12 protein-coding genes are annotated in these 22,825 nt (G+C 36.1%); 4 read left to right on the top strand and 8 right to left on the bottom strand.

Annotated features, from left to right (window positions below):
* Window positions 1–29: 29 nt before the first annotated feature.
* From N4T20_RS20360 to N4T20_RS20325, 8 genes are all read right to left on the bottom strand, one after another.
* Entirely contained in the window at window positions 30–1,514 is a 1,485-nt protein-coding gene (locus tag N4T20_RS20360) for a PLP-dependent aminotransferase family protein (RefSeq protein WP_260670888.1), read from the bottom strand.
* 290 nt (window positions 1,515–1,804) lie between these two features.
* Window positions 1,805–3,076 carry an acyltransferase family protein gene (locus tag N4T20_RS20355; RefSeq protein WP_260670887.1) on the bottom strand — a complete coding sequence of 424 codons (1,272 nt, stop codon included), beginning with the start codon at window positions 3,074–3,076 and terminating at the stop codon, window positions 1,805–1,807.
* 134 nt (window positions 3,077–3,210) lie between these two features.
* Window positions 3,211–6,207, bottom strand: a complete 2,997-nt coding sequence (locus tag N4T20_RS20350) for a glycoside hydrolase family 3 N-terminal domain-containing protein (protein ID WP_260670886.1) — start codon at window positions 6,205–6,207, stop codon at window positions 3,211–3,213.
* 75 nt (window positions 6,208–6,282) lie between these two features.
* Window positions 6,283–7,791, bottom strand: coding sequence for a sodium:solute symporter (locus N4T20_RS20345; protein ID WP_260670885.1), 1,509 nt, complete (start codon window positions 7,789–7,791; stop codon window positions 6,283–6,285).
* A gap of 173 nt (window positions 7,792–7,964) precedes the next feature.
* Window positions 7,965–8,792, bottom strand: a complete 828-nt coding sequence (gene murQ, locus N4T20_RS20340; RefSeq protein WP_260670884.1) for an N-acetylmuramic acid 6-phosphate etherase — start codon at window positions 8,790–8,792, stop codon at window positions 7,965–7,967.
* Window positions 8,793–9,057: 265 nt separating this feature from the next.
* Window positions 9,058–10,257 (bottom strand): DUF1343 domain-containing protein, encoded by a 1,200-nt coding sequence (locus N4T20_RS20335; protein WP_260670883.1) that lies wholly within the window; start codon window positions 10,255–10,257, stop codon window positions 9,058–9,060.
* 258 nt (window positions 10,258–10,515) lie between these two features.
* Window positions 10,516–12,252, bottom strand: a complete 1,737-nt coding sequence (locus N4T20_RS20330) for a RagB/SusD family nutrient uptake outer membrane protein (protein ID WP_260670882.1) — start codon at window positions 12,250–12,252, stop codon at window positions 10,516–10,518.
* Between the two features lie 32 nt (window positions 12,253–12,284).
* Window positions 12,285–15,569: a TonB-dependent receptor gene (locus N4T20_RS20325; protein WP_260670881.1), complete on the bottom strand. Its 3,285-nt coding sequence runs from the start codon at window positions 15,567–15,569 to the stop codon at window positions 12,285–12,287.
* 225 nt (window positions 15,570–15,794) lie between these two features.
* Here N4T20_RS20325 and N4T20_RS20320 point away from each other — a divergent pair, with 225 nt between their 5' ends.
* The 4 genes from N4T20_RS20320 (at window position 15,795) to N4T20_RS20305 (ending at window position 22,762) form a co-directional block, all read left to right on the top strand.
* Window positions 15,795–16,568, top strand: a complete 774-nt coding sequence (locus N4T20_RS20320) for a DeoR/GlpR family DNA-binding transcription regulator (protein ID WP_313771881.1) — start codon at window positions 15,795–15,797, stop codon at window positions 16,566–16,568.
* A 331-nt stretch (window positions 16,569–16,899) separates the two neighbouring features.
* Entirely contained in the window at window positions 16,900–19,815 is a 2,916-nt protein-coding gene (locus N4T20_RS20315; RefSeq protein WP_260670879.1) for an FAD-binding and (Fe-S)-binding domain-containing protein, read from the top strand.
* 53 nt (window positions 19,816–19,868) lie between these two features.
* The gene (locus tag N4T20_RS20310; RefSeq protein ID WP_260670878.1) at window positions 19,869–20,696 is read left to right on the top strand and encodes an alpha/beta hydrolase family protein; all 828 of its coding nucleotides are present in this window, start codon (window positions 19,869–19,871) and stop codon (window positions 20,694–20,696) included.
* 230 nt (window positions 20,697–20,926) lie between these two features.
* Window positions 20,927–22,762: a PQQ-binding-like beta-propeller repeat protein gene (locus N4T20_RS20305; protein ID WP_260670877.1), complete on the top strand. Its 1,836-nt coding sequence runs from the start codon at window positions 20,927–20,929 to the stop codon at window positions 22,760–22,762.
* Window positions 22,763–22,825: the final 63 nt, after the last annotated feature.

Below are 22,825 nucleotides of genomic sequence, written 5' to 3'. Positions count from 1 at the left end.
TATAATTATCAGTGTTATGAGTTGTGGTTTTACTGCATGATGATCTCGAGAGATTTACTCAAAATAGAAACCGATTTTTCCATTTCTTCTTTTTCCAAATGTCCAAAGCCTAAACGCGTAGCAGTAATATTTTTGGTCTGGTATAAAATGGTTTTTGGCAGAAACAGGCCATGATTGGCACATTCTTTCTGAAATTGAACCAGATTAAAATGATCCAACCATTCGACCCAAATGGCCAATCCTCGAGGCGGAATCTTAAATTTGATTTTGCCTTTCAGTTTTTCGTTTAAAAGAGAAACAAAATGATCGCGGCGTTCTTTGTAAGTCTTTTTATTTTTTTTAGACAGTCGATGCACTTCTCCTTCGGTAATCCATTCGGTTAAAACCTGCTCTTTTATGACGTCAATTCTAGGTTCAAGAATGTTCTGATGTTTTTCCAATTCTTTAATAAATTCAGCAGGAGCGGCCACAAAACCATAGCTAAAACCCGATGGGAGCGACCTTCCAAAAGAACCAATGTAAACCACTTTCTGATTGGAATCGAAAGCGGCTAAAGGCAGAACAGGATTATTGTCGTAATGAAAATCAAAATCGTAATCATCTTCTAAAATCACAAATCCGTATTGGGTGGCCAATTCCAGCACTTCGATTCTTTTTTTAGCGCTAAGCAAAATAGTGGTCGGATAATGGTAGTTGGATGTTAGGTATAAAACTCTGATGGCAGTCGTTTCGCAGATTTCTTTCAGTTTTTTAGTGTCAATTCCATCTTCATTTACAGGAATCGAAATAATTTGCGCTCCGGTATTGGTCAAGGTCATATTTGACATATAATACCCCGGAGAAGCAACAGCCACTTTGTCGCCAGGCGCGATGAGCACTTTTGTAACCAGATACAACGCAATTTCATGACTGCTTGCGGTCAGTAGATTGGAGGTCGAAATGCGGATTCCGCGAGTTAAATTCAAATAATTGGAAAAATGAGTTTTAAAGTTTAAATGCGAACGAAGTTCTATCTGTTCGTAAGTTGTTGACGTTTTTCTTCTTTTTAATTTTGAGACATACAATCTGGCCAGTACATCGGTCTGAACCAATCTCAAATCAGGCATTCCGTCATTGAACTGATATGGCAGATTACTGTTTTCTATGGGGCTTTCAAGAATAGTAGAGCGCTGAAAATTAAAACCAACAGCATCAGATGCGTTTTGTTCTTTTGAAATGGCAAGTTCAGCCTTGTTTTTTTGTTTCTGCTGCGACAGAATAAAAGTGCCTTTATTTGGAAGCGTTTCAATCCAGCCCTGCGATTCTAAATCCTGAAAGGCTTTAATTAAAGTGTTTCGGTTAACAGCTAGGACTTTGCACAAAATTCTAGTGCCGGGAAGTTTGGTGCCTTCTGGGAGAAAACCTGTTTGTATGGCTTTGATAAACTCAAAAACGAGCTGCAGATAAATAGCAGTGCTTTCTTCTGGTTTTAGCTGAATAAAGCTTTTAAAAGGAATTTCAACCGGACTATCCATAATTTATAAACTGACACTTTTTATTAGTACGGCAAGATACTGCTTTTCTCAAAATTTTTAGAAAAAAGAAAAGTGATCTTGCAGCCAGTATCAGAGCGATGACCAAATCAAACTATTAAGTCCGGCTGAAATAGAGCATATTTTATTTTTAACACATAGAAATATATTTTTTGTTTCGAAAAAAAAGAGAGGGTAAAAAAAACAAGTTTGCACAATCTATCTTATTTAAATTACTGAAACGCCTTTTTAAGCTGGCAAGACTATGTTTCTATGTGCTAAAAATTAAATGTTTACACTTTAAAAATCAGTTTCTTTTTGTAGAAAATCCATAGGATAAACGACCAGAAAACGGCATAAGACAAAGCATAAGCGAGTGATGCATTTAACGGATTTTCAAAACAAGGAACGATTCCATGATTGTAGATGTAAGCTTGGTAGCCAATTTCTTCACCTGCTTTTTCAGGATCTGCCACTTTAATGGCACTTAAGACCCTCGGAATTATTCCAGAAAAGAAAAAGACAATCATTGGGTTTACGCCCCAAATCAGGAACAATTTGCTCCATTTTTTATATCCCTTAATGTCGATTATGTAGTATAAAAGCGTTAAACAAATAGTAGCGATTCCAGCTGTATATAAAACATAAGAACTGGTCCAAAGCGACTTGTTGATCGGGAAGAAGAGGTTCCAGATTAATCCTCCAATTAATAAAACAACTCCGGCAATCGCTGTCTTTTTTACGATTTCTATTTTATCAACAGATAAGTTTAACAGCTGGCCGATGTACATTCCTAAAATTCCAGTTCCAAATGCCGGCAATGTGCTCAGGATTCCTTCTGGGTCCCAAGTTTTAGATGATGCCCATAAATGACCGTTCAAAAGTGTATCGTCTACCCAAGCCGCAAGATTGGTTCCTTTATCAAAATTGGCAGGACCAAATCCGGGAACGGGAACAAAAGCCATTAAAAGCCAATAGCCAACTAAAAGTGTGGCTAAAACTACCAGCTGTGTTTTTAAATTTGTTTTTAGATACAAAATCGAAGTAAAGAAGTACACAATCGCAATTCGCTGTAAAACGCCCGGAATTCGCGTGTCTTCAAAATGCTCCAATCCGCTGAATGAAAGAGAAATCAGAATTAGAAATACGCTTACCGCAAGAATGGTTTTTGCTTTCATCGAAAAGTTTCCTAAAAGGGCATAAGCTACTGCAAATGCAATAAGCAATCTCAATCCTAATAGCGGAATGCCTTCGAGACCAAATAAATGTATTCTGCTGAAAACGCTTAAAAATAATCCTAAACAGAAAATTCTAAGCGAACGCACTAAAATTTTGTTGAAAACACTTCCATCAAAATGTTTTACAGGCATCGCAAACGGAATCGCGGTTCCCATGATAAAAACAAAAAACGGGAAAACTAAGTCAGTAGGCGTGCATCCATGCCATTCGGCGTGTTCTAAAGGCGGATAAATAGAAGACCAGCTTCCCGGATTATTTACTATTGTCATCAGGAAGATGGTAAATCCTCTGAAGACATCGAGTGAGGTTAAACGTTCTTTTGGCATTAGCTTTGTTATTTTAGATTTTTGTTAAGATGAAAGATGTAAGAAGCAAGATTTTGGATTTTAGATTTTTTTGATGTTAGATGCAAGAAGAAAGATTTTAGAATTTGGATTTTGGAATTTGAGTTTTCAAATTTTTATTTCACAATTGCATCTTGAATTATTTGCTGAATCTCTTCTCTGATTTTTCCTTTTGCTAATTTATTTTCGTCGTTTACTATTTCCGGATAGGTTCTGTTGGAGAGGAATACGTACACAATTTCGGTTTCTGGATCTGCCCAAGCCATGTTTCCTGTAAAACCGGTGTGGCCAAAACTTGCTTCCGAAACGCAGTCGCAGGTTGGGCCGCCTTTGTGCACTCTTTTGTCAAAACCTAAGCCTCTTAAAACACCTTGGTTTTTATAATAGCAGGTATTAAATGCATCAAAAGTTTGTGGAGAAAAATATTGAATCCCGCCATAATTTCCTTTCTGTAAAAACAGCTGCATCATTTTGGCCACATCCATCGCATTAGAAAAAATTCCTGCATGACCCGCAACTCCGCCTTCCATCGCGGCAGCCATGTCGTGCACATAACCCTGAATTGTCTGATGTCTGAAATAATTGTCAATTTCAGTTGGAGCAATACTGCTTTTATCAAATCTGTCCAGCGGATTGTAAAGCGTATTGGTCATTCCGAGTGTGCTGTAGAAATTTTCTTTGCTTAAATCTTCTAACTTTTTATGTGTTTTTCTTTCTAAATATTCTTTTAAAATGATGAAAGTAAAATCGCTGTATTTGTATTCTTTTTTAACAGCCACAGGACTTTCTGCAATGATTTTCATAATCGTGTCATGATAATCGTTTCGAATGTAAAGATTGTCGGCTACTTTTGTTGTAAAACCATTTTCTGCTACTTTTCGATAATATTTTTCAGAAGGCTGATTGTTGCTGTCTAATGTTGCTTTGTAAAACGGAATCCATGCCTGAAGTCCTGCGTAATGGTTCAGCAAATCTTTAAAAGTGATGTTTTCTTTGTTGGTTTTGGCAAAAAAAGGCACCATCTCTTTTAGTTTGGTGTCAAGCGTTACTTTATTTTTATCGTACAGCTGCATTACATTTGGCAATGTCGAAATCATTTTTGAAATCGAAGCAACATCGTATAAATCGGTATCTGTGACTTTTTTTCCGTTATCGTAAGTTTGAGCTCCGTACGATTTCTGAAAAATAACGTTTCCTTTTCTAGCAACCAGCACCTGCATTCCCGGAGTCATTTTGCCGTCAATCGCTTTTTGCGCCACAGCATCAATTTTAGATAGAACAGCAGGATTCATGCCCACATTTTCCGGAGCTGTAAACGCTAGACGATTTAGTTTTTCGGTAGTCAAACCATCGTTAACATGAAAAGCATCGTTAATTGATACCGGCAATTTTCCTTTGGCTTCAATAGCGCCAAAAAGCAATTCTGCTGAAACGACCTGACTGATGTCTGAGTTTTGATAGGAAACCACTAATCCTTCAATATCATCAAAATTTGAAATGGATAAAAGGGAATAAGGTTTGGCAAAAATGTCTAAAATTACTTTGTTGTGCTTTGCAATTTCTTTCAGCCAAAGCATTTCTTGCAGGGTAAATTCTTGTTTTTCCCAAGCTTTATTTACTTTATGGTAGCTGATAATTACCTTGTCAAATTTCTTCAATTCCTTATTCAGACTGTCCAGATTGGTGTCTTTTACTTCTGTGATTTCTGTATATTTTTTTAAAGTAGAAACAAAAGTGCTGTTGGTGTCTTCACCCAATTTTATGTAAGCAATTTTTTCGCTTAAATCTTTTATCGGAAGAATTTCTTTTTCATTTTTTAAAACCGTAATGGCGTTTTCATACAATTTATAATGCAAAGCGTCATTTTGCGACGGATTCAAATCATTATATAAATTATTCAGATCAATCGGTTTGTATTTGTTCAATCCTGCTTTGTACTTATAATGCAGAATTTTTTTAACCGAATGCGCCAATCGTTCTTCTGTAATTACTTTTTCATTGTAAGCCGCTTCTAATTTCTGAAACGCAACAGGTACATTTTCTGGGCAAAGCAAGATGTCATTTCCAGCCAAAATTACTGCTATTTCCAAATCTCCGGGACCTTTAAAATTGGCTGCACCTTTCATTGCCAGACCATCGGTAAAAATCAATCCGTTGAAACCTAATTCTTTTTGAAGCAGATTGGTCACCACATTATAAGAAGCAGAAGATGGGCAGTTGGGCTGTGATTCTAAACTCGGAATATTAAGGTGCGCCACCATTACGGAAGCTAGACCTTCGTCGAATAATTTTTTGTACGGATACAATTCTACTAATTCTAAACGGTCTTTAGAGAAATTAACGGTAGGCAAGGCGTGGTGCGAATCGGTTGAGGTGTCTCCGTGTCCTGGGAAATGCTTTCCTGTGCAGAACACTCCGTTCCCTTGAATTCCTTTCATGAGCGCAATGGCTTTTTCGCTCACATTTACTTTATCTTCACCAAAAGAACGGTTTCCGATAATTGGGTTTTTCGGATTGGTATTAATATCCAAAACAGGTGCGAAGTTGAAATGGACACCGATTCTTTTGTTTTCGGCAGCCATATTTCTTCCCACATTTTCAATTAAATTTAAATCCTGAATCGCCCCCAAAGTCATGTTCCAAGGATAACGATAAGTCGAATCTAATCGCATTGCCAATCCCCACTCGGCATCGATTCCTATCATTAAAGGCACTTTTGCTTTTGACTGATACAGGTTGGTTAATTTCGCCTGACGAACTGGCCCGCCCTGAAAGAAAATAACGTTTCCTATTTTATAATCTTCAATCAGTTTGCTGATTTGATTTACGTGTACAGAATCTTTGTTGGAATAGGCAGAAACCATAAACAATTGCCCGATTTTTTCCTGCACGGTCATTTTGCTGTAAATGCTGTCAACCCAAGCCGTTTCTTGATCAGAATCTTTGAAAAATGTTTTTTTCTCTGAAATATTTTTTTGGACGTAAACAACAGTGTCTTTTGAAGGAATATCCTTTTTGTCATCTGTTGCGCCATTGTTTTTTTTGGATGCGCAATTGGTAATTAGAAATATAAAAGCGGCGTATAAACTAATTTTTATGAATGGATTTTTCATATCATTTTTTTTAAAAATCACTTTGAGTTTAAGTGCATTAAATTCAAAATTGATTCATCAATAGTAATAACTGAATTAGAAACTTATCTCTTTGTCACTGCGTGAACTGGTAATAAATAATCCTAAATAAGTAATTAATCCGTTTAGTATAATTAATTCATTATCAAAAACATATCCTGCAAATAAAACCTTAGAATATTCATTGATGAAATAGGTGAATAATGGTGAAAGCAGACAGATAAACGGAACCAGCTTATCATTTACGTGTCTTGTCTTTTGGAATAAGCCAAAAGCATATAATCCTAATAATGGGCCGTAAGTGTAAGAAGCAACCTTAAAGATCATTCCGACCACAGAACTGTCATTGATCGAGTTAAAAATTAGAATGATAAAAAAGACCAAAACCGAAAAACTGATATGTACCAAGTGTCTCATTCTTACGGTATTTTTCTTATGGCTGTTTTCGGCTTTATCCATGCCTAAAAAGTCAACGCAGAAAGAAGTCGTTAAAGCGGTTAGGGCAGAATCTGTCGTTGCAAAAGTGGCCGCAATAATTCCCAATAAAAATACGATTGCAGGTATAAGCGCCAAGTGATTTAATGCAATTTCTGGAAATAATAAATCGGTTCTTGGTTTTCCGGTAACCAAATCAGTTGGAACGGCAATTCCGTTTTTGTTTGCGTAGATGTATAAAAGCGCTCCAACACTCAAAAAGAAAATATTGATGACAACAAATATTCCTGTAAAAGTGAACATATTTTTTTGCGCTTCGCCAATGTTTTTGCAGCTTAAGTTTTTTTGCATTAAATCCTGATCGAGACCTGTCATGGCGATGGTTACGAACATTCCGCCCAGTATTTGTTTGATGAAATGGAATTTGCTCCCCATAAAATCATCAAAGAAAAAGATCTTAGAATAGTTGCTGTTTTTTACTTCTTCAAAAGCGGTGATGGCTGTTAAATCCATTCGGTCGCAAATGAAATATATTGTCAGGAAAACTGAAGTCACCAAAAAGAATGTCTGCAAAGTATCGGTAATAATAATCGTTTTTAATCCGCCTCTATAGGTGTACGAGAAGATTAAAAGCAGCGAAATAAGAACCGTAAAAGCAAACGGAACATGATAAAAATCGAACACAAAACGCTGTAAAACGATTACGACCAAATATAATCTGAATGCTGAACTGATCGTGCGGCTGATTAAGAAAATAGAAGCGGCAGTTTTATAGCTGAAAAAGCCCATTCTTTGCTCGATATAACCGTAAATTGAGGTCAGATTCATTCTGTAATACAATGGAAGCAAGAGCTTTGTTATGACGATAAATCCAAGCGCATTGCCCAATACAAACTGAAAATACTTAAACTGTTCGCCGCTTGGGGCTCCAACTTCTCCAGGAACAGATATAAAAGTTACGCCAGAAAGCGCTGTTCCAATCATTCCGAAAGCTACCAAATACCATTTTGAATTTTTATTGGCGGTAAAAAAAGCTTCGTTTCCGCTATCTTTCTTGCTTACGCGATGCGAGATATAGAATAATGTTCCGAAATAGATGATAATAAGGAGAAGGATGGTACTTGGTGTCATTTTATAGTTTTGGTGATTTTTGGTTTTTTAAAATAATTCAGATCAAGAAGATTTGTTAATAGACCTAACAGGTTTCAAAAACTTGTTAGGTCTTCGTTAAAAACTCCAAAAAATGAATTTGTCCAGTTTTTGAATTTGTATAAATCTATAAAAAGATTTTGATAGTGTGTTTTTTAGATTTCCTGGTTTTTGTTGTGAGCCAAAAGGACAGCTCTTACACTTTTGTGTTTGTGCAGTAATTCTTCGGCTACTTCATATTCTATATTCAGTTCTTCCATAATCATTTTGATGCCGCGTTTTACTAGTTTTTCATTAGAAAGCTGCATATCAACCATTTTGTTGCCTTTTACTTTTCCTAATTTGATCATAACCGAAGTAGAAATCATATTCAAGGTAAGTTTTTGAGCTGTTCCAGCCTTCATTCTCGTGCTTCCTGTTAAGAACTCAGGGCCAACGATCAATTCAATCGGATAATCGGCTTCCTGAGCGATAAGTCCGTTGCTGATGCAAGAAATGCTTCCCGTTTTGATATTGTGCTCTTTTGCTTTTTTAAGTGCTCCTAAAACATACGGTGTGTTTCCAGAAGCGGCAATTCCGATAATCATATCAAGACTTGAAATTTCAAATTTGGCTAAGTCTTTCCATGCTTGTTCCGTATCGTCTTCTGCATTTTCAACCGCTTTTCTAATCGCTGTGTCGCCGCCGGCAATAATTCCGATAATCATATCATGCGAAACGCCAAAAGTAGGAGGACATTCTGATGCATCTAAAATTCCGATTCTTCCAGAAGTTCCCGCTCCGATATAAAATAATCTCCCGCCCAGCTGCATTTTTTTGACAATGGCTTTAACCAGTTTTTCTATTTTAGGAATTTGCTCTTCAATAATATGCGGAACTTTTTTGTCTTCTGTATTAATGTTTGTAAGAAGTTCTTTCACGCTCATTTGATCCAAGTCTTTGTACAAAGATTCTTGTTCAGTTTCAGGATTTTTATTTTTCATTTTTCTTTTTTTTGTTTTTGAAACGTTATTCTTCGAATATCAGTTTCTCTATATTACATTAATAGTTTTATGTTTTTTAATCTTTTGGGTGAATTATTTCTAACACATAGAAACATAGCTTTTAGGATTTAATAAAGGCATTTCTCTTAGAATAATACACATAGCCCTATGTGTTAAAGCTTGCTTTTTCTTAAATCTTTAAAGAGAGGCAAGAACTATGTCTCTATGTGTTAAAATTAAACTTTGCTCCATTTTGCCCAATAGACTAATAAATCAGGTATTTTGTTCGCATTTTTTTGAACGCCTCTAGGTCTTTCTGCCAAGTTTTTCTGATCTCCGTTTCAGAGACACCGCTTTCAATTTGCTGCTGTAATTTTTTTGTACCTGCGAGTTTGGTAAAAAATGCATTGAAGAATTTTGTTTTATCGCTGGTATTTTGATAGGCTTTAATTAGCCATTTTAATTCTAATTGCTTCAATTTTGGATAAGCTGTCAAATCTTCCCCAAAACATTCTTTTCCGTTATACAAAGGATCTTTTGCGCCAAAGTTTGGTTTCGGCGTAAAGCTGAAATTGGTTTTGCTTAAATAAGGAGAACCATAAATTTGGAATTGTTTCTCAGTTCCGCGTCCCATACTCACATTTGTTCCTTCAAAGAGACATAAACTGGCGTACAGATTTATGGATTGATCGTTTGGAAGGTTAGGAGATGGTTTTACCAGTAAACTGTACGGCATTGTTCTGTTGTAATCTACACATGGAATGACTGTTAGTTTACATTGAACTCCATCTTTTAGCCATTTTTCTCCATTTACCATTTGTGCATATTCGCCAATGGTCATTCCGTGAAGGAGCGGAATAGGGTGCATACCGACAAAGCTTGTAAATTCTTTTTCTAAAAGCGGTCCGTCTACAATAGAACCGTTTGGGTTTGGGCGATCCAAAACAATAAGCGAAACGTTGTTTTCGGCGCAGGCTTCCATTACGTAATGCAGCGAAGAAATGTATGTATAAAACCTTGCCCCGACGTCCTGAAGGTCAAAAACCATGACATCAATTCCAGACAGCTGCGCAGGTTTTGGTTTTTTGTTGTCGCCGTAAAGCGAGATAATCGGCAAGCCTGTTTTCGGGTCTTTTCCGTCAACGACGTGTTCGCCGGCGTCGGCAGTTCCTCTAAAGCCATGTTCCGGGGCAAAAATAGTCTGAACAGCAATTTTTTTCTCCAAAAGGAAATCGACCACATGGGTTTTATTGGACAAAATTCCAGTCTGATTGGTTACAATTCCGACCTTTTTATCTTTTAAAAGAGGAAGGTATTTTTCGTAATTGTCTGCTCCCGTTTTTATGGCAACGGTATTGAATTTTGCTGAACTAGGAGTTTCAATAGGCAGAATCGATGCCGAATATGAAGGTGCGCAAAACAGAAGCGCTGCCACAAAAGCACTTTTTGCTATATTTTTTTTCATTTTAAATTACAGTTTATTAGTTAAAGACGAATTGGACTAATAAAATTAAGATTTTATCGGAGTATATGAATGTTTTGGCAGATTTGGGGAATCTAAAAACTAAGATTTAAAAGCCTGAATGATTCAGGTTGAAATTTTTTTGGTCTTCTTATCAGTCACAATGTGTTTAAAAAAGAGTATTTTAAAATACTGCCTCTAAAAATTCTCATTTCAGAGGCAGTTTATTATGGGGGCAATGATTATCTGGTTTTTACTGAATTACCAGCCTGGATTTTGTTTTAATTCTACACCTTCTGCAGCGTATAAATTGATATCATTTGTTGGAATTGCACTCAAGTAATTTTTTGGCGATACAAATAATCTTGACACACCAGCAGCATAAGGAATTACATATCCTTGCGCATTTACTTTTGTTTTAGAGTTAGTTCCGATCAAAGAAATTATTCTAGCTCCTAAAATAACATCTGGGTTTGAATTAGTATCTAAGTAATCTCCTTTTTTCCAACGCATAAGGTCTTCTTTTCTCATGCTAGTCCAAGCCATAAACTCAATTCTGCGCTCACGGCGGATCTCCCAAATAATCGGATTTACAATTCCTGAAATTTGTTCTAATGCAGTTGTTCTTTGCGGGTCATCTATCTGTACGCCATTAGCAGATGCATTTGTACCATCTGTAGTCAAAGTTGCAATTCCAGCACGTGCACGGACTTTGTTAAGTGATAAATTTAGATCGGCAGTAGTAATTGTGCCTAATTCTGCACACGCTTCGGCATAATTTAAATAAACTTCGCTTAGTGTGAAAACTGGAGCATCAATTTGATTTTGACCAATTGTGGTAACTTCTGTACCTGTTGTCGCAGGATTATTGTACAATTGGAAAACATAACCTGTTATGGATGTTAAACCGTTATAAGGTTTGTCAGAGTAAGCGTAATCTACTGTACTGAAAGCTTTAGCAAATCTTGGGTCTCTGTTGGCAAATGTATTTGCGATAGTATTATCTCCTAAATATTGAGCATTTCCAGCTTGTTTAATAGGCAATCCGTTAGTGGTTACATAACTTTCTGCGGCAAATTTTGTCAATCCGTTTTGAACAGTAGAGGTATTAGTGTATGCTTGAATTCCGTTTCCTAAAACACCTTTAATGTATCTTTTTGTCAAAATTACTTCAGTATTTCCTAATAATTCAACAGAATTATAAAGTGATTTCCAATCTGTGTTTAATTTGTAAGCGTTGTTATTCATTACAGCTAAAGAAGCGTCTTTAGCTTTCTGAAGATACACATTTCCATTTTGAGCTAAATTGTATTTTCTGTAAGTGCCTTCGCCCAAACATACTCGGCTTAATAATGCATAAGCAGTGTATTTATTTACAGTTACGTTACTATCATCAACGTTTAACAACAAAGGAATAGCTTCTTCTAAGTCTTTAATTACATTGTCTATTACTTCTGCTCTAGATAAAGCAGGTTTGTAAACATTTGCATCACTTTGTGCTAAGTACTTGTCTGTATAAGGCACATTACCAAATTGTTGAGCTAAACGAAAATAGGTGTGAGCTCTAAAAAACTTAGCAACACCTATGTAGTGATTTTTCTTTGTTTGGTCCATAGGTACATTCGGAACTCTTTCTAACATAAGATTGCAGCGGCGAATCAAAGTGTAATATTCATTCCAGTTTGAATTGGTTGCATTTGGAGCCGTTAGAAAGTTGGTGAAAACGTTCATGGCCAAGTTGTCGTCTATTAAACCTGTAGCTGAAGCATGAAAATAAAAATCTGCTGTAGTACCAGCATTATTTCCGTATCCATTAAAGGTATTATAGTTCAGCCAAGAAAATGTTTTTACGTTATTTTCTGAAGTCCAAAAATTGTTGTCTGTAAATACATCTTCAGGAGGTGTATCCAAAAAATCTGAACAGCTAGCAGTTAGACTTGCAATGGCAAGCAAGGCAACTGAAAGTTTTATCTTAGAGTTTATGATTAATTTTCTCATCTTAATTAAATTTTGATTTTTTAATACATTTATTAAAACGCAAGTTGTATACCAACCGACCATGTTTTAGAATAAGGGAAAGTTCTTCCCCACATTGATTCGCTTTCATTAATTTCTGGGTCTACCGGTAATTTACTGCTTTTCCAAGTAGCTAAGTTGAAACCTGAAACGTATGGTCTAATTTTATCAAATCCAGCTTTTTGAGAAATGCTTTTTGGGAAAGTATAACCAAGAGTCATAGATTTTAGACGTAAATAAGACATATCTAATAAATAACGAGTTTGTGCCACAAAATTGTTTGATCCAGGGGCATATGTTCCAAAAGCATTTGTAGCGTGTCCAGGGTATGGATTAGGGAAATACGCATCTGTATTAGTAGTTGTCCAGTAGTCATTCTGGTTTTCATACATAGCATCTGTTCTGTTGTAGAAAGGCAGTACTAAGTCTGAAGTTGTCCAGTAGTCACGTTTTCCAACTCCTTGGAAGAAAGCATCTATATCAAATCCATATAGAGCACCACCCAAACGAACTCCGTATTGGTAGCGAGGTGTAGTGTTACCAATTACTTTTAAATCTCCAGGTTTAAGAGCAGTTCCATCTCCTCTTGAGATTACTCCGTCTCCATCTAAATCTTTATACATTACATCTCCCGCGCCAAATTTAAACGCTCCACTTCTTATATTTTTATAATCAACACCGTTTACTATTAATCCAGTAGCATCAACTTGATCTGTTGTTTGAATTAATCGGTCTGTTTCCAATCCCCAGATTTCTCCCAATTTTTGGCCTGAGTAAAAAGACGAAGTACTGATTAACTTAGCAGAGTTGTTCCATTCTGTTACTTCTGTAGTATTGTCTGAAAGCGTAAGATCTGCGTAAACACTGATGTTTTTGTTGATTTGTTTATTAAAGTTAAGTGCAAGCTCCCAACCTCTTGTTCTTAAATTTCCAGAGTTTGTGTTGGCAGCAGCCTGACCAAATGAACCCGGAAGTGTTTTACCTGGAGCTAACATTCCTTTAGTATCACGTTGGTAGTAATCAAACGTTATACCTAACATACTAAATATTCTGATGTCGATACCAATATCTTGAGTAGTTACCTTTTCCCAAGTTAAATTCGGGTCAACGTTTGTTGGCTGATTAACAGTCGGCGGGATTGTTGTACCACTACCAATCCAATAAGGGTTAGGATTAGTAGTAACGTTAGTCATAACTGGTAAAAAGGCATTGTTAGCAATATTTTGATTTCCGATTGAACCAACAGATCCACGGATTTTCAAATCATTTAACCAGCTTCTTGTTCCTTCCATAAAACTTTCTTCCGAAATTCTATATCCAACAGAAGCAGAAGGGAAGAATCCCCATTGCTCATTAGTAGGGAATTTTGACGAACCATCATAACGTCCGTTTACCTCCAATAGATATTTACCTTTGTAATCGTAATTTACACGTGCAAAAAATCCTGCAATGGCATATCTTGATAAACCAGGATTTAGAACGTCATTAGAAACAAGAGGTGAAGTAAATTGGTCGCCAATAGCTAAGTTAAATTCTGGTTTGGTTTTGTCCAAAAGTGTGTTCCTGCGAGCATAGGTTCTTTCTTGATCGAACCATTCTGTATTCAAACCGCCTAATACTTTAAAGTTGTGGCTTTCTCCTATTGTCTTGGTGTAATTTCCAAAGATATTGGCTACATTTCTAGTGTAAGATGTTTTGGCTTGCGCAACAAAATCGTTGGCAGTTTCCATTGAAGTAGGTTTTCCGGCAACTAAGTCAGCAGCACTTGTCCACCAGTCCCAAAGCGGTACCTGACCACCATTCATTTTTAGACTTGAAAAATTGGTGTTATAACTATATTCTCCAACGATGTTAAAGTCTTTTGTAATTTGAGCAGTAAGCCTTCCGCTTATCCTCATATCATTTGACTTATTTTCATTTTGAGATGCATTTGCCATATAACCAGGTGCATGTCTAAAGTAAGTACCGTTGTAAGTACCATATGGGAAATAAGACCCCCAACGCATATAGTAGCCAAAATATCCGTTACCAGCAGTATCAATACCATTGTTGTAGTAGTTAAAAGGAGAATCATATTCTTGGAAAGTTCCCAATACTTTAAAATCTCCAGTAAGCCAGCTTGCTAGCTCAGTTGTCATACCAAGATTAAGATTGAATCTTTTGTTGGTTTCATTATTGATTTTCATTACACCATCTTGATTAGAAAGTCCTAACGAAACAATAAACGAACTTTTGTCACCCAAAGAACCTTGAGCTGATAAATTATGAAGTGTTTGTACCGCATTCTTTTTTAACATTTCATCATGCGGATTCCAAATTCTGTAGAAATATTCTTTTCCTCCAATAACATCAAAATCTTCTCCTAAGATCATGTTTTTGTCATTTGGATTTCTAGTTGCAGCATATTGTTCCTTCCACTTAATGATACCAGGCAGTAATGTTTTATAGTTCATACCAAAAGATTCTGGATTGGCATTACCAGCTCTGGCTTGAGCTTCGATCATTGCTGGAAGTTCTACAGTAGGGTCATTAAATTGAACCAAAGAAATTGGGTTGCTCCAACCTGTATTATTGCTGTAAGCGAATCGTACTTTGCCTTTAGCATTTTTACCGCTCTTAGTAGTAATTAATATAACTCCAAATGCAGCACGTGCACCGTAAATAGAAGCAGAAGCAGCATCTTTAAGCACAGACATCGATTCTACATCTTCTGCATTCAGCATCGACAATTCGCCTGGAACACCATCGACTAAAATAAGTGGTGATCCTTTAGCTTCTCCATTTATAATAGTTCCGGCACCACGAATGTTAACATTTGATCCTTTACTGATATTACCTGAATTAAAAGTAATATTAAGTCCAGGAGTGGTTCCTTGCAAACCTCTTGTGATATCAGTAATAGGAACACTTCCTAAAGCTTTTTTTACATCTACTTTAGCAACTGCTCCAGTAAGATTTGCTTTTTTCTGAGAAGCAAATCCCACGACAACTACTTCATCCAATTTTGCGGCAGTCGCTGCAAGAGAAATATTAAGCTTTTGTTGTCCTTCAACTTTAACGGTTTGAGTTTCAAAACCCATGTAGCTAAAGCTCAGGCTTCGGCCTGATGCGACGCTGATGCTGAAATTTCCATCAAAATCAGTTGTAGTTCCATTGGATGTCCCTTGAATCATTACGCTGACTCCAGGGATCGGAAATCCATCTGCTTTGTTTTTTACAGTTCCAGTAACTGTTTTTGCTTGTCCAAATGCTGTTTGAATGCACAAAAACAACACTGTAATAAAGAGTAATTTTTTCATGATTAATCTGGTTTTATATGGTTGTTGTTGAGCAAATATATTTAATTATTGCATATAAATGCGTTATTTTCTATTTTTTTTCGAAAATAAATTTGAAAAACGCAAAATAACGCAAATTTTGTCTCATAATATGGATTTGAATTATGTTCAAAATTTAACAATTGCATGATTTTGCAGTTTTAACGGTCTTTTTTACTATAAATTGAAATATTTGATATATTTGTGATGAACTTTAACTTTTATAAAAAAATGCTGAAAGCCGAAAGACATAAATATATAATGACTAAACTTATTGAAGACCAGAAAGTTGTTACAACAGATTTAGCTTTGGCTCTCGATTTGTCGGAAGATACTATAAGAAGAGATTTGAATGAATTGGACAGTAAAAAGCTGTTAGAGAAAGTATACGGCGGTGCGGTCCAAGTAAAAGAAAAGTCAGACAATGTATTTGATATTGCTATTTCTGCGGAAGAAGAAAAAAAGAAAATCGTGACAAAGGCATTATCCCTGCTTCATGACGATCAGGTTATTATAATGAGTGGAGGAAGCACCAATCTTGTTTTTGCAAAGTTAATTCCTGCCAATTTAAAAGCTACCATATATACGTACAGCCTGCCAATAGCCATGCAATTATCTCAGCATCCTAATATTGATTTGATATTTATTGGCGGAAAAATGCAAAAAAACGCAATGGTGACAATAGGAATGGACGTAATTCAGGTTGTGTCAAAAATTAAGGCTGATATTTGTTTTATCGGCGCCAGCAGCATAAGCGTAAAACAAGGCCTTACAGAAGTGGGTTATGAAATCTCTATTGTTAAAAAGGCAATGATAGAAGCTTCTGATAGAGTAGTTTCGATGTTTTCTTCAGATAAATTGAATACTAAAATGCCGCATAGCGTATGCGACCTTAAACAGCTTGATACTATTGTAACCAATTTAGATCCTGAAGATGAAAGATTGGATGAATATAGAAAATCTGGCGTTTTTATCTTATAAAACAACTTTAATTCAATTTATTTTTGCGTTTTGTTGCGTTATTTGAATTTAATTATGTTAAAAAACGCATAAAAATGTATTTGTATGCTTTTTGTATTTATATTTGTTAAAACTAATCCTTAATTAGTCAGATATATTTATAAAAGATATTCCTTCTTTGCTTGTCATTTACCAGTGCATTTGAAGAAGTTCGAAGCTTCCAAATAGGAACTTTTAGTAAATATTGACTTCTAACTAAGTTTTAGAATGTCTATTGATTTGCAGAAATGCTTTTTAGCGCACTGTAGCAATAAACATTTATTAAAGAACCAAAAGCAACAGAACCAACTCAATGTCCGATTCTCTTCAGTTACAAGAATTAGAAACTTCCCTAGAAGGAAACCTTTTTTATGATGACCTTCATAAAAGAATATATGCCACAGATGCCTCTGCTTACAGAATTATGCCGCTTGCCGTGGCCATTCCAAAATCAGAAAATGATATTATAAATATTATTCGGTTTGCTTCAAAAAATAAAATTTCAATAACGCCAAGAACGGCAGGGACTTCTTTGGCGGGTCAGACCGTGGGAAGCGGAATCATTGTGGATGTTTCGAAGCATTTCAATAAAATTGTAGCTTTTGATCCTAAGAATAAAACCATAACCGTGCAGCCGGGCGTAATTCGCGATGAGCTGAATTTATATTTAAAACCGCACGGATTGTTTTTTGCGCCAACGACATCAACTACAAATAGGTGTATGATTGGCGGAATGGTTGGAAATAATTCATCAGGAACAACTTCCATCCGTTACGGTGTTACCCGAGATAAAATTGTAGAAATAAAAGCCGTTTTAAGCGACGGAACTAATGCGGTATTCAAAGATTTAACTTCTGAAGAATTTATTGAGAAGACAAAAGGAGACTCTTTAGAAGGTAAAATTTACAAAACGATTTTCGACGAACTTTCGAACAAAGAAAATCAGGAAGAAATCCTAAAAGAATTTCCAAAACCAGAAATTCACAGACGAAATACAGGTTACGCAATTGATGTTCTTTTAAAGTCGAAACTTTTTTCAGGAACAGAAGACACGGTTAATTTAGGAAAACTGCTCTGCGGAAGCGAAGGAACCTTAGCTTTTACCACAGAAGTCACCTTAAAAGTTGACGATCTGCCTCCAACAAACAATATCATGGTGGTGGCTCATTTCCATACCATTCAAGAAAGTTTGGAAGCCGTAGTGACCGCAATGAAACATCATTTGTACACTTGCGAAATGATGGACGACACCATATTAGATTGCACCAAAACCAATAGGGAACAAGCCAAAAACAGGTTTTTTATTGTAGGCGAACCAAAAGCCGTTATCATGCTGGAAGTAGGTTCTCATATCAGTATGGAAGATGCCGAACAGCAGGCTGATGCTTTAATTAAAGATTTAGAAAATAATGGTTTTGGATACGCTTTGCCTAAAATTTACGGAGAAGATATTGACAAGGTAAATGAGGTGAGAAAAGCGGGTCTTGGACTTTTAGGAAGTATTGTAGGAGACGACAAAGCAGCCGATTCTATTGAAGATACTGCCGTAGAACTAAGCGACCTTCCTAATTATATTGCCGACTTTGCTGCAATGATGGAAAGACATGGACAAAGTGCAATTTATTATGCGCACGCGGGAGCGGGCGAGCTGCATTTGCGCCCGAAGATAAATTTGAAAACCACAGAAGGATTGCATCAGTTTAGAAACTTATCTACTGAAGTGGCTCATTTGGTGAAAAAATATCGAGGTTCGTTAAGCGGCGAACATGGCGACGGAATTTTACGCGGAGAATTTCTGCCTTTTATGATTGGCGACAAAAACTACGAACTGCTGAAACGAATCAAAAAAGCATTTGATCCCGATACGATTTTGAATGTCGGTAAAATCGTAAATGCTTCTAAAATGGATGAAAACCTGCGTTTTGAAGCTGGAAGAGTAGAACCCGAAATAAAAACCATTCAGGATTTCTCTGATAGTTTAGGGGTTTTGCGAGCTGCTGAAAAATGCAACGGTTCTGGCGATTGTCGAAAAATGCCATCGGCGGGCGGAACTTTATGTCCGAGTTATCGAGCTACACGAAACGAAAAAGATACTACGCGCGCACGTGCCAACGCTTTGAGAGAATACCTTACGAATTCGGAAAAAGAAAATAAATTCGATCATGAAGAATTGTACAAGGTTTTTGAATTGTGCGTGAGCTGTAAAGCCTGCGCTAGCGAATGTCCGAGCAATGTAGATGTCGCGACCTTAAAAGCGGAGTTTTTATACCAATATCAGAAAGCAAACGGGTTTTCGTTTCGAAACAAAATATTCGCTTTCAATTCAAAATTAAATGAACTAGGCAGCATTACGCCAGCTGTGACCAATTGGGTTTCCAATCTTTCATTTGTTAAGAAGCGCATGGGAATTGCATCTGAACGCCAAGTGCCTTTATTGGCATCTAAAACCTTTAGAAAATGGCATCAGACAAACAAAAAAAGGTATGCAGAAAATTCTTTTGAGAACGGCAGCGTTTATCTTTTTTGTGATGAATTTACCAATTATTACGATGTTTCGGTCGGAATTGATGCCTACGAATTGCTGACGAAATTAGGCTACAACGTCATTGTTGTTGATCACGAAGAAAGCGGAAGAGCTTTTATCTCAAAAGGCTTTCTGGAACAAGCGCAGGAAATTGCCAATAAAAATGTCAATACCTTTAAAAATATCATTTCTGAAAATACGCCTTTGATCGGAATCGAGCCTTCTGCAATATTGACTTTTAGGGACGAATACATCCGATTGGCAGCAGATAAAGAAAGTGCTGAAAAATTAGCCAAAAATACCTTGACGATTGAAGAATTTTTCAAAAGAGAAATTTCAAATGGAAAAATTCATGAAGGACAATTTTCTGAAAAAGAGAAAAATATAAAAATTCATGGGCATTGCCATCAAAAATCATTAAGCTCAGTTGAAGCTTCTTTTGCGATGCTCAATGTTCCAAAAAATAATACGGTTACCATTTATAATTCAGGCTGCTGCGGAATGGCGGGTTCTTTTGGATATGAAAAAGAGCATTACGAAATCAGTATGAAGATGGGAGAGGATACGTTGTTTCCAAAAATCAGAGCCACAGAATCGACAACCGAAATTGCAGCTGCAGGAACCAGCTGCCGCCATCAGATTTTTGATGGAACCAGCAGGAAAGCCCTGCATCCAGTAACCATTTTAAAAGATTGTTTGAAATAATTTTTGCGTTTTACCTGAACTTTTAAGAAATACTATTTTAAAAAATATCAGTTATGAAAAAAACAATTTACTCAATCGTGCTGCTTCTTTTAATTTTTACAGCTAGAGCGGCAAAGGTTGATACATTACAGGTTTTTAGTCCTTCGATGCAGAAGAATATCAAAACTTGTGTAGTTGTTCCAGATAATTACAAAAAGAGTAAAAAAGCATTTCCGGTTGTTTACCTGTTGCATGGTTATAGCGGAAATTATGCCTCTTGGGTTAAAAGTTTTAAGGAATTAGGAAAACAGGTAGATCAATATGGTTTTATTGTAGTCGGTGTCGACGGAAATTATTCGAGCTGGTATTTTGATAGTCCAGTAGACCCGAGTTTTAAATATGAGACTTATGTCGTAAAAGAATTGGTTCCTTTTATCGATAAGCAATACAAAACTATTGCAGATCGCAAAGCAAGAGCCATTTCGGGTTTGAGCATGGGCGGACACGGCGCTTTGTATCTTTCATTCAGGCATCAGGATGTATTTGGCGCGGCAGGAAGCATGAGCGGTGGAGTCGATTTTCGTCCGTTTCCAGAAAACTGGGACATCAAAAAACGATTGGGGCCAATTACGGAATATCCAGAAAACTGGAATCAGAATACGGTTACCAATATGCTCGATCTGGTAAAAGACAACAAATTAAAACTGATTATCGACTGCGGAGTCGACGATTTCTTTATGACGGTAAACAGAGAGCTTCATGCAAAAATGCTGGCTCAAAAAATAAATCACGATTATATAGAACGCCCGGGAGAACACAATTTGAAATACTGGGAGAATTCATTAAAATATCAGCTTCTGTTTTTTTACAATTATTTCAACGATTCTGAAAAAACGAAGTAACGCATTGTTTGTTGTGCTATATCAAATTAGCACGCATATATTTTGTTTGGTTGGTTATCCTAACAGGTTAAAAAAACCTGTTAGGTATTTTTTTAGCCAATGATTAAATTTTTAAAATAGAAAACAATTTGCATTTTCTGCAAGATTTGAGAGGCATAGTATGGAGTCTAACACGACATAACCGCCATATGATTCTAAATAAATTATAGTTTAATAAAATTAAAATACCAATGAAAAATCTATTTTCCAGAATACTGCTACTTTTTGTAATTACAACAAGTTTTGCTCAAAATATAGAAAAATCAGAACAGATCAAATTTGTGCAGCTCACAGATTTGCACGTTTCAGTAGGAAATGAGAATGATTTTTTATTGCAAGATATTGTAAAAGAAATCAATAATTCAGATTTTGAATTTGCGGTTGTAACCGGAGATTTAACCAATAGAGGCGCCGATGACGAGTTAAAACAAGTTCATTCTATCCTTTCTAAATTGAAAATTCCGTATTATGTAATTTCAGGAAATCACGAAACCAACTGGAGCGAGAGTGCCGGCTTGACTTATAAAAAAATATTTGGCGAAGACAGGTTTGTGTTTTCAAAAGGCGATTATCTTTTTATTGGCTTTCCTTGCGGACCATATATGAAGATGGGAGATGGTTTTGTAAAACACGAAGATGTGCTTTGGCTTGATAAAACTTTAAAAGAAAGCCTTAAAAATAGCAATAAAAAAGTGTTGAATTTTGCCCATTATCCTTTAGATAACAGCGTGAGCAATTATAAAGAAGTGCTTTCTGTTTTAGAAAAATATCCAACTGTTGCCACTTTTTGCGGTCATGGACATACTTTAAAAAAATATGATTTTTCTGGTTTGAGCGGTATAATGGGAACTTCGATAACTTCTTTGGATGGAAAAACAAAAAGTTATAACCAAGTAATTATTAGCAAAGACAGTATCAGTATCTATCAAAAAGAAATTGATAAGGCTGGCGTTTTTAAATTTTCAGTTCCGTCAAAACCTTCCAAAATTGTAATTCCGAAAGATAGTTTGGCAATGCAATCTCCTTATGTAAAAGATATTGCCTCAATTTACAGCCTACCAGCATTTGACAAAAAGAGCCTTTATTTTACAAATTCTATTGGCGAAATAAAATCGGTGAGTCTGAAAAGCAAAAGTGTTAACTGGAAAACGGAAACAGGAAATTCAATTTATTTTTCGCCAATAATTATAAAAAATAATTTAGTTATAGGCACAATAGAAGGAAACTTATTAGGATTTGACACTCAATCTGGAAAGCAAAAATGGACAATTCCTGTGGGCGGAGTTCTAGTAGGTTCGCCAATTGCAGAAAACAATAAAATGTATACAGCCAGTTCTACAGCATTTGTTTGCGTAGATGCAGTGAGCGGTAAAGTGCTTTGGCAGAATAATTTGCCAATGTCTTATTCGCAAGGGACCCCGCTGATACAAGGAGACAAAATTATCTTTGGTGTTTGGGATTCGTATGTGTATTGTTTAGATAAAAATACAGGAAAATTGATCTGGAAGTGGAACAATGGAAATGATAAACAAATCTTGTATTCTGCTGGAAATGTAAATATGGTTTCAACAAAAAACAGACTTTATTTTGTTACTCCACAACGTTTTTTGACCATTTTAGATATTGAAACAGGAAAAACGCTTTTAAGAACTCAGAAATGGAAAATTAGAGAATCAATGGGGAAAAGTCAGGATGGAAAATGGTTTTATGGCAAAACAATGGATGGTTTGCTTTTAAGATTGCCACTTGCTGATGATCTTGAACTTACTGAAGAAAATTTGATAAATCAGAGCAAAGTTTTGGATTTGAAATTGGGTTATGAGCACAACCCGGCAGGAATCTTAGAAAACAAAAATAAAATATATGTTGGAAGCCGAAAAGGCGAAGTTTTGATTATAGATGCCGCTAAATTTGAAATTATAAAGCAAATCAATCTAGGAAGTTCGAGCGTAAACGGTTTTGTAATTGATGATAAAGGACAAGTTTGGGCATCGCTTATAGAAGGAGGAATTTATTTGTTGGAATAGTTTTCAGCCACCTCCGATAACGCTCAGGATAAAGGATTTAAATGATTTTTTTGCCACTAATTT

The sequence above is a fragment of the Flavobacterium sp. TR2 genome (assembly GCF_025252405.1).
In the GTDB taxonomy this organism is placed as follows: domain Bacteria; phylum Bacteroidota; class Bacteroidia; order Flavobacteriales; family Flavobacteriaceae; genus Flavobacterium.
This window is presented reverse-complemented; position numbering and strand designations above follow the sequence as displayed.

Bases quoted from the DNA above. Each gene is read 5' to 3' on its own strand.
- N4T20_RS20360 (WP_260670888.1), bottom strand. From the start codon at position 1,514: ATGGATAGTCCGGTTGAAATTCCTTTTAAAAGCTTTATTCAGCTAAAA.
- N4T20_RS20355 (WP_260670887.1), bottom strand. From the start codon at position 3,076: ATGCCAAAAGAACGTTTAACCTCACTCGATGTCTTCAGAGGATTTACC.
- N4T20_RS20350 (WP_260670886.1), bottom strand. From the start codon at position 6,207: ATGAAAAATCCATTCATAAAAATTAGTTTATACGCCGCTTTTATATTT.
- N4T20_RS20345 (WP_260670885.1), bottom strand. From the start codon at position 7,791: ATGACACCAAGTACCATCCTTCTCCTTATTATCATCTATTTCGGAACA.
- murQ (WP_260670884.1), bottom strand. From the start codon at position 8,792: ATGAAAAATAAAAATCCTGAAACTGAACAAGAATCTTTGTACAAAGAC.
- N4T20_RS20335 (WP_260670883.1), bottom strand. From the start codon at position 10,257: ATGAAAAAAAATATAGCAAAAAGTGCTTTTGTGGCAGCGCTTCTGTTT.
- N4T20_RS20330 (WP_260670882.1), bottom strand. From the start codon at position 12,252: ATGAGAAAATTAATCATAAACTCTAAGATAAAACTTTCAGTTGCCTTG.
- N4T20_RS20325 (WP_260670881.1), bottom strand. From the start codon at position 15,569: ATGAAAAAATTACTCTTTATTACAGTGTTGTTTTTGTGCATTCAAACA.
- N4T20_RS20320 (WP_313771881.1), top strand. From the start codon at position 15,795: ATGAACTTTAACTTTTATAAAAAAATGCTGAAAGCCGAAAGACATAAA.
- N4T20_RS20315 (WP_260670879.1), top strand. From the start codon at position 16,900: ATGTCCGATTCTCTTCAGTTACAAGAATTAGAAACTTCCCTAGAAGGA.
- N4T20_RS20310 (WP_260670878.1), top strand. From the start codon at position 19,869: ATGAAAAAAACAATTTACTCAATCGTGCTGCTTCTTTTAATTTTTACA.
- N4T20_RS20305 (WP_260670877.1), top strand. From the start codon at position 20,927: ATGAAAAATCTATTTTCCAGAATACTGCTACTTTTTGTAATTACAACA.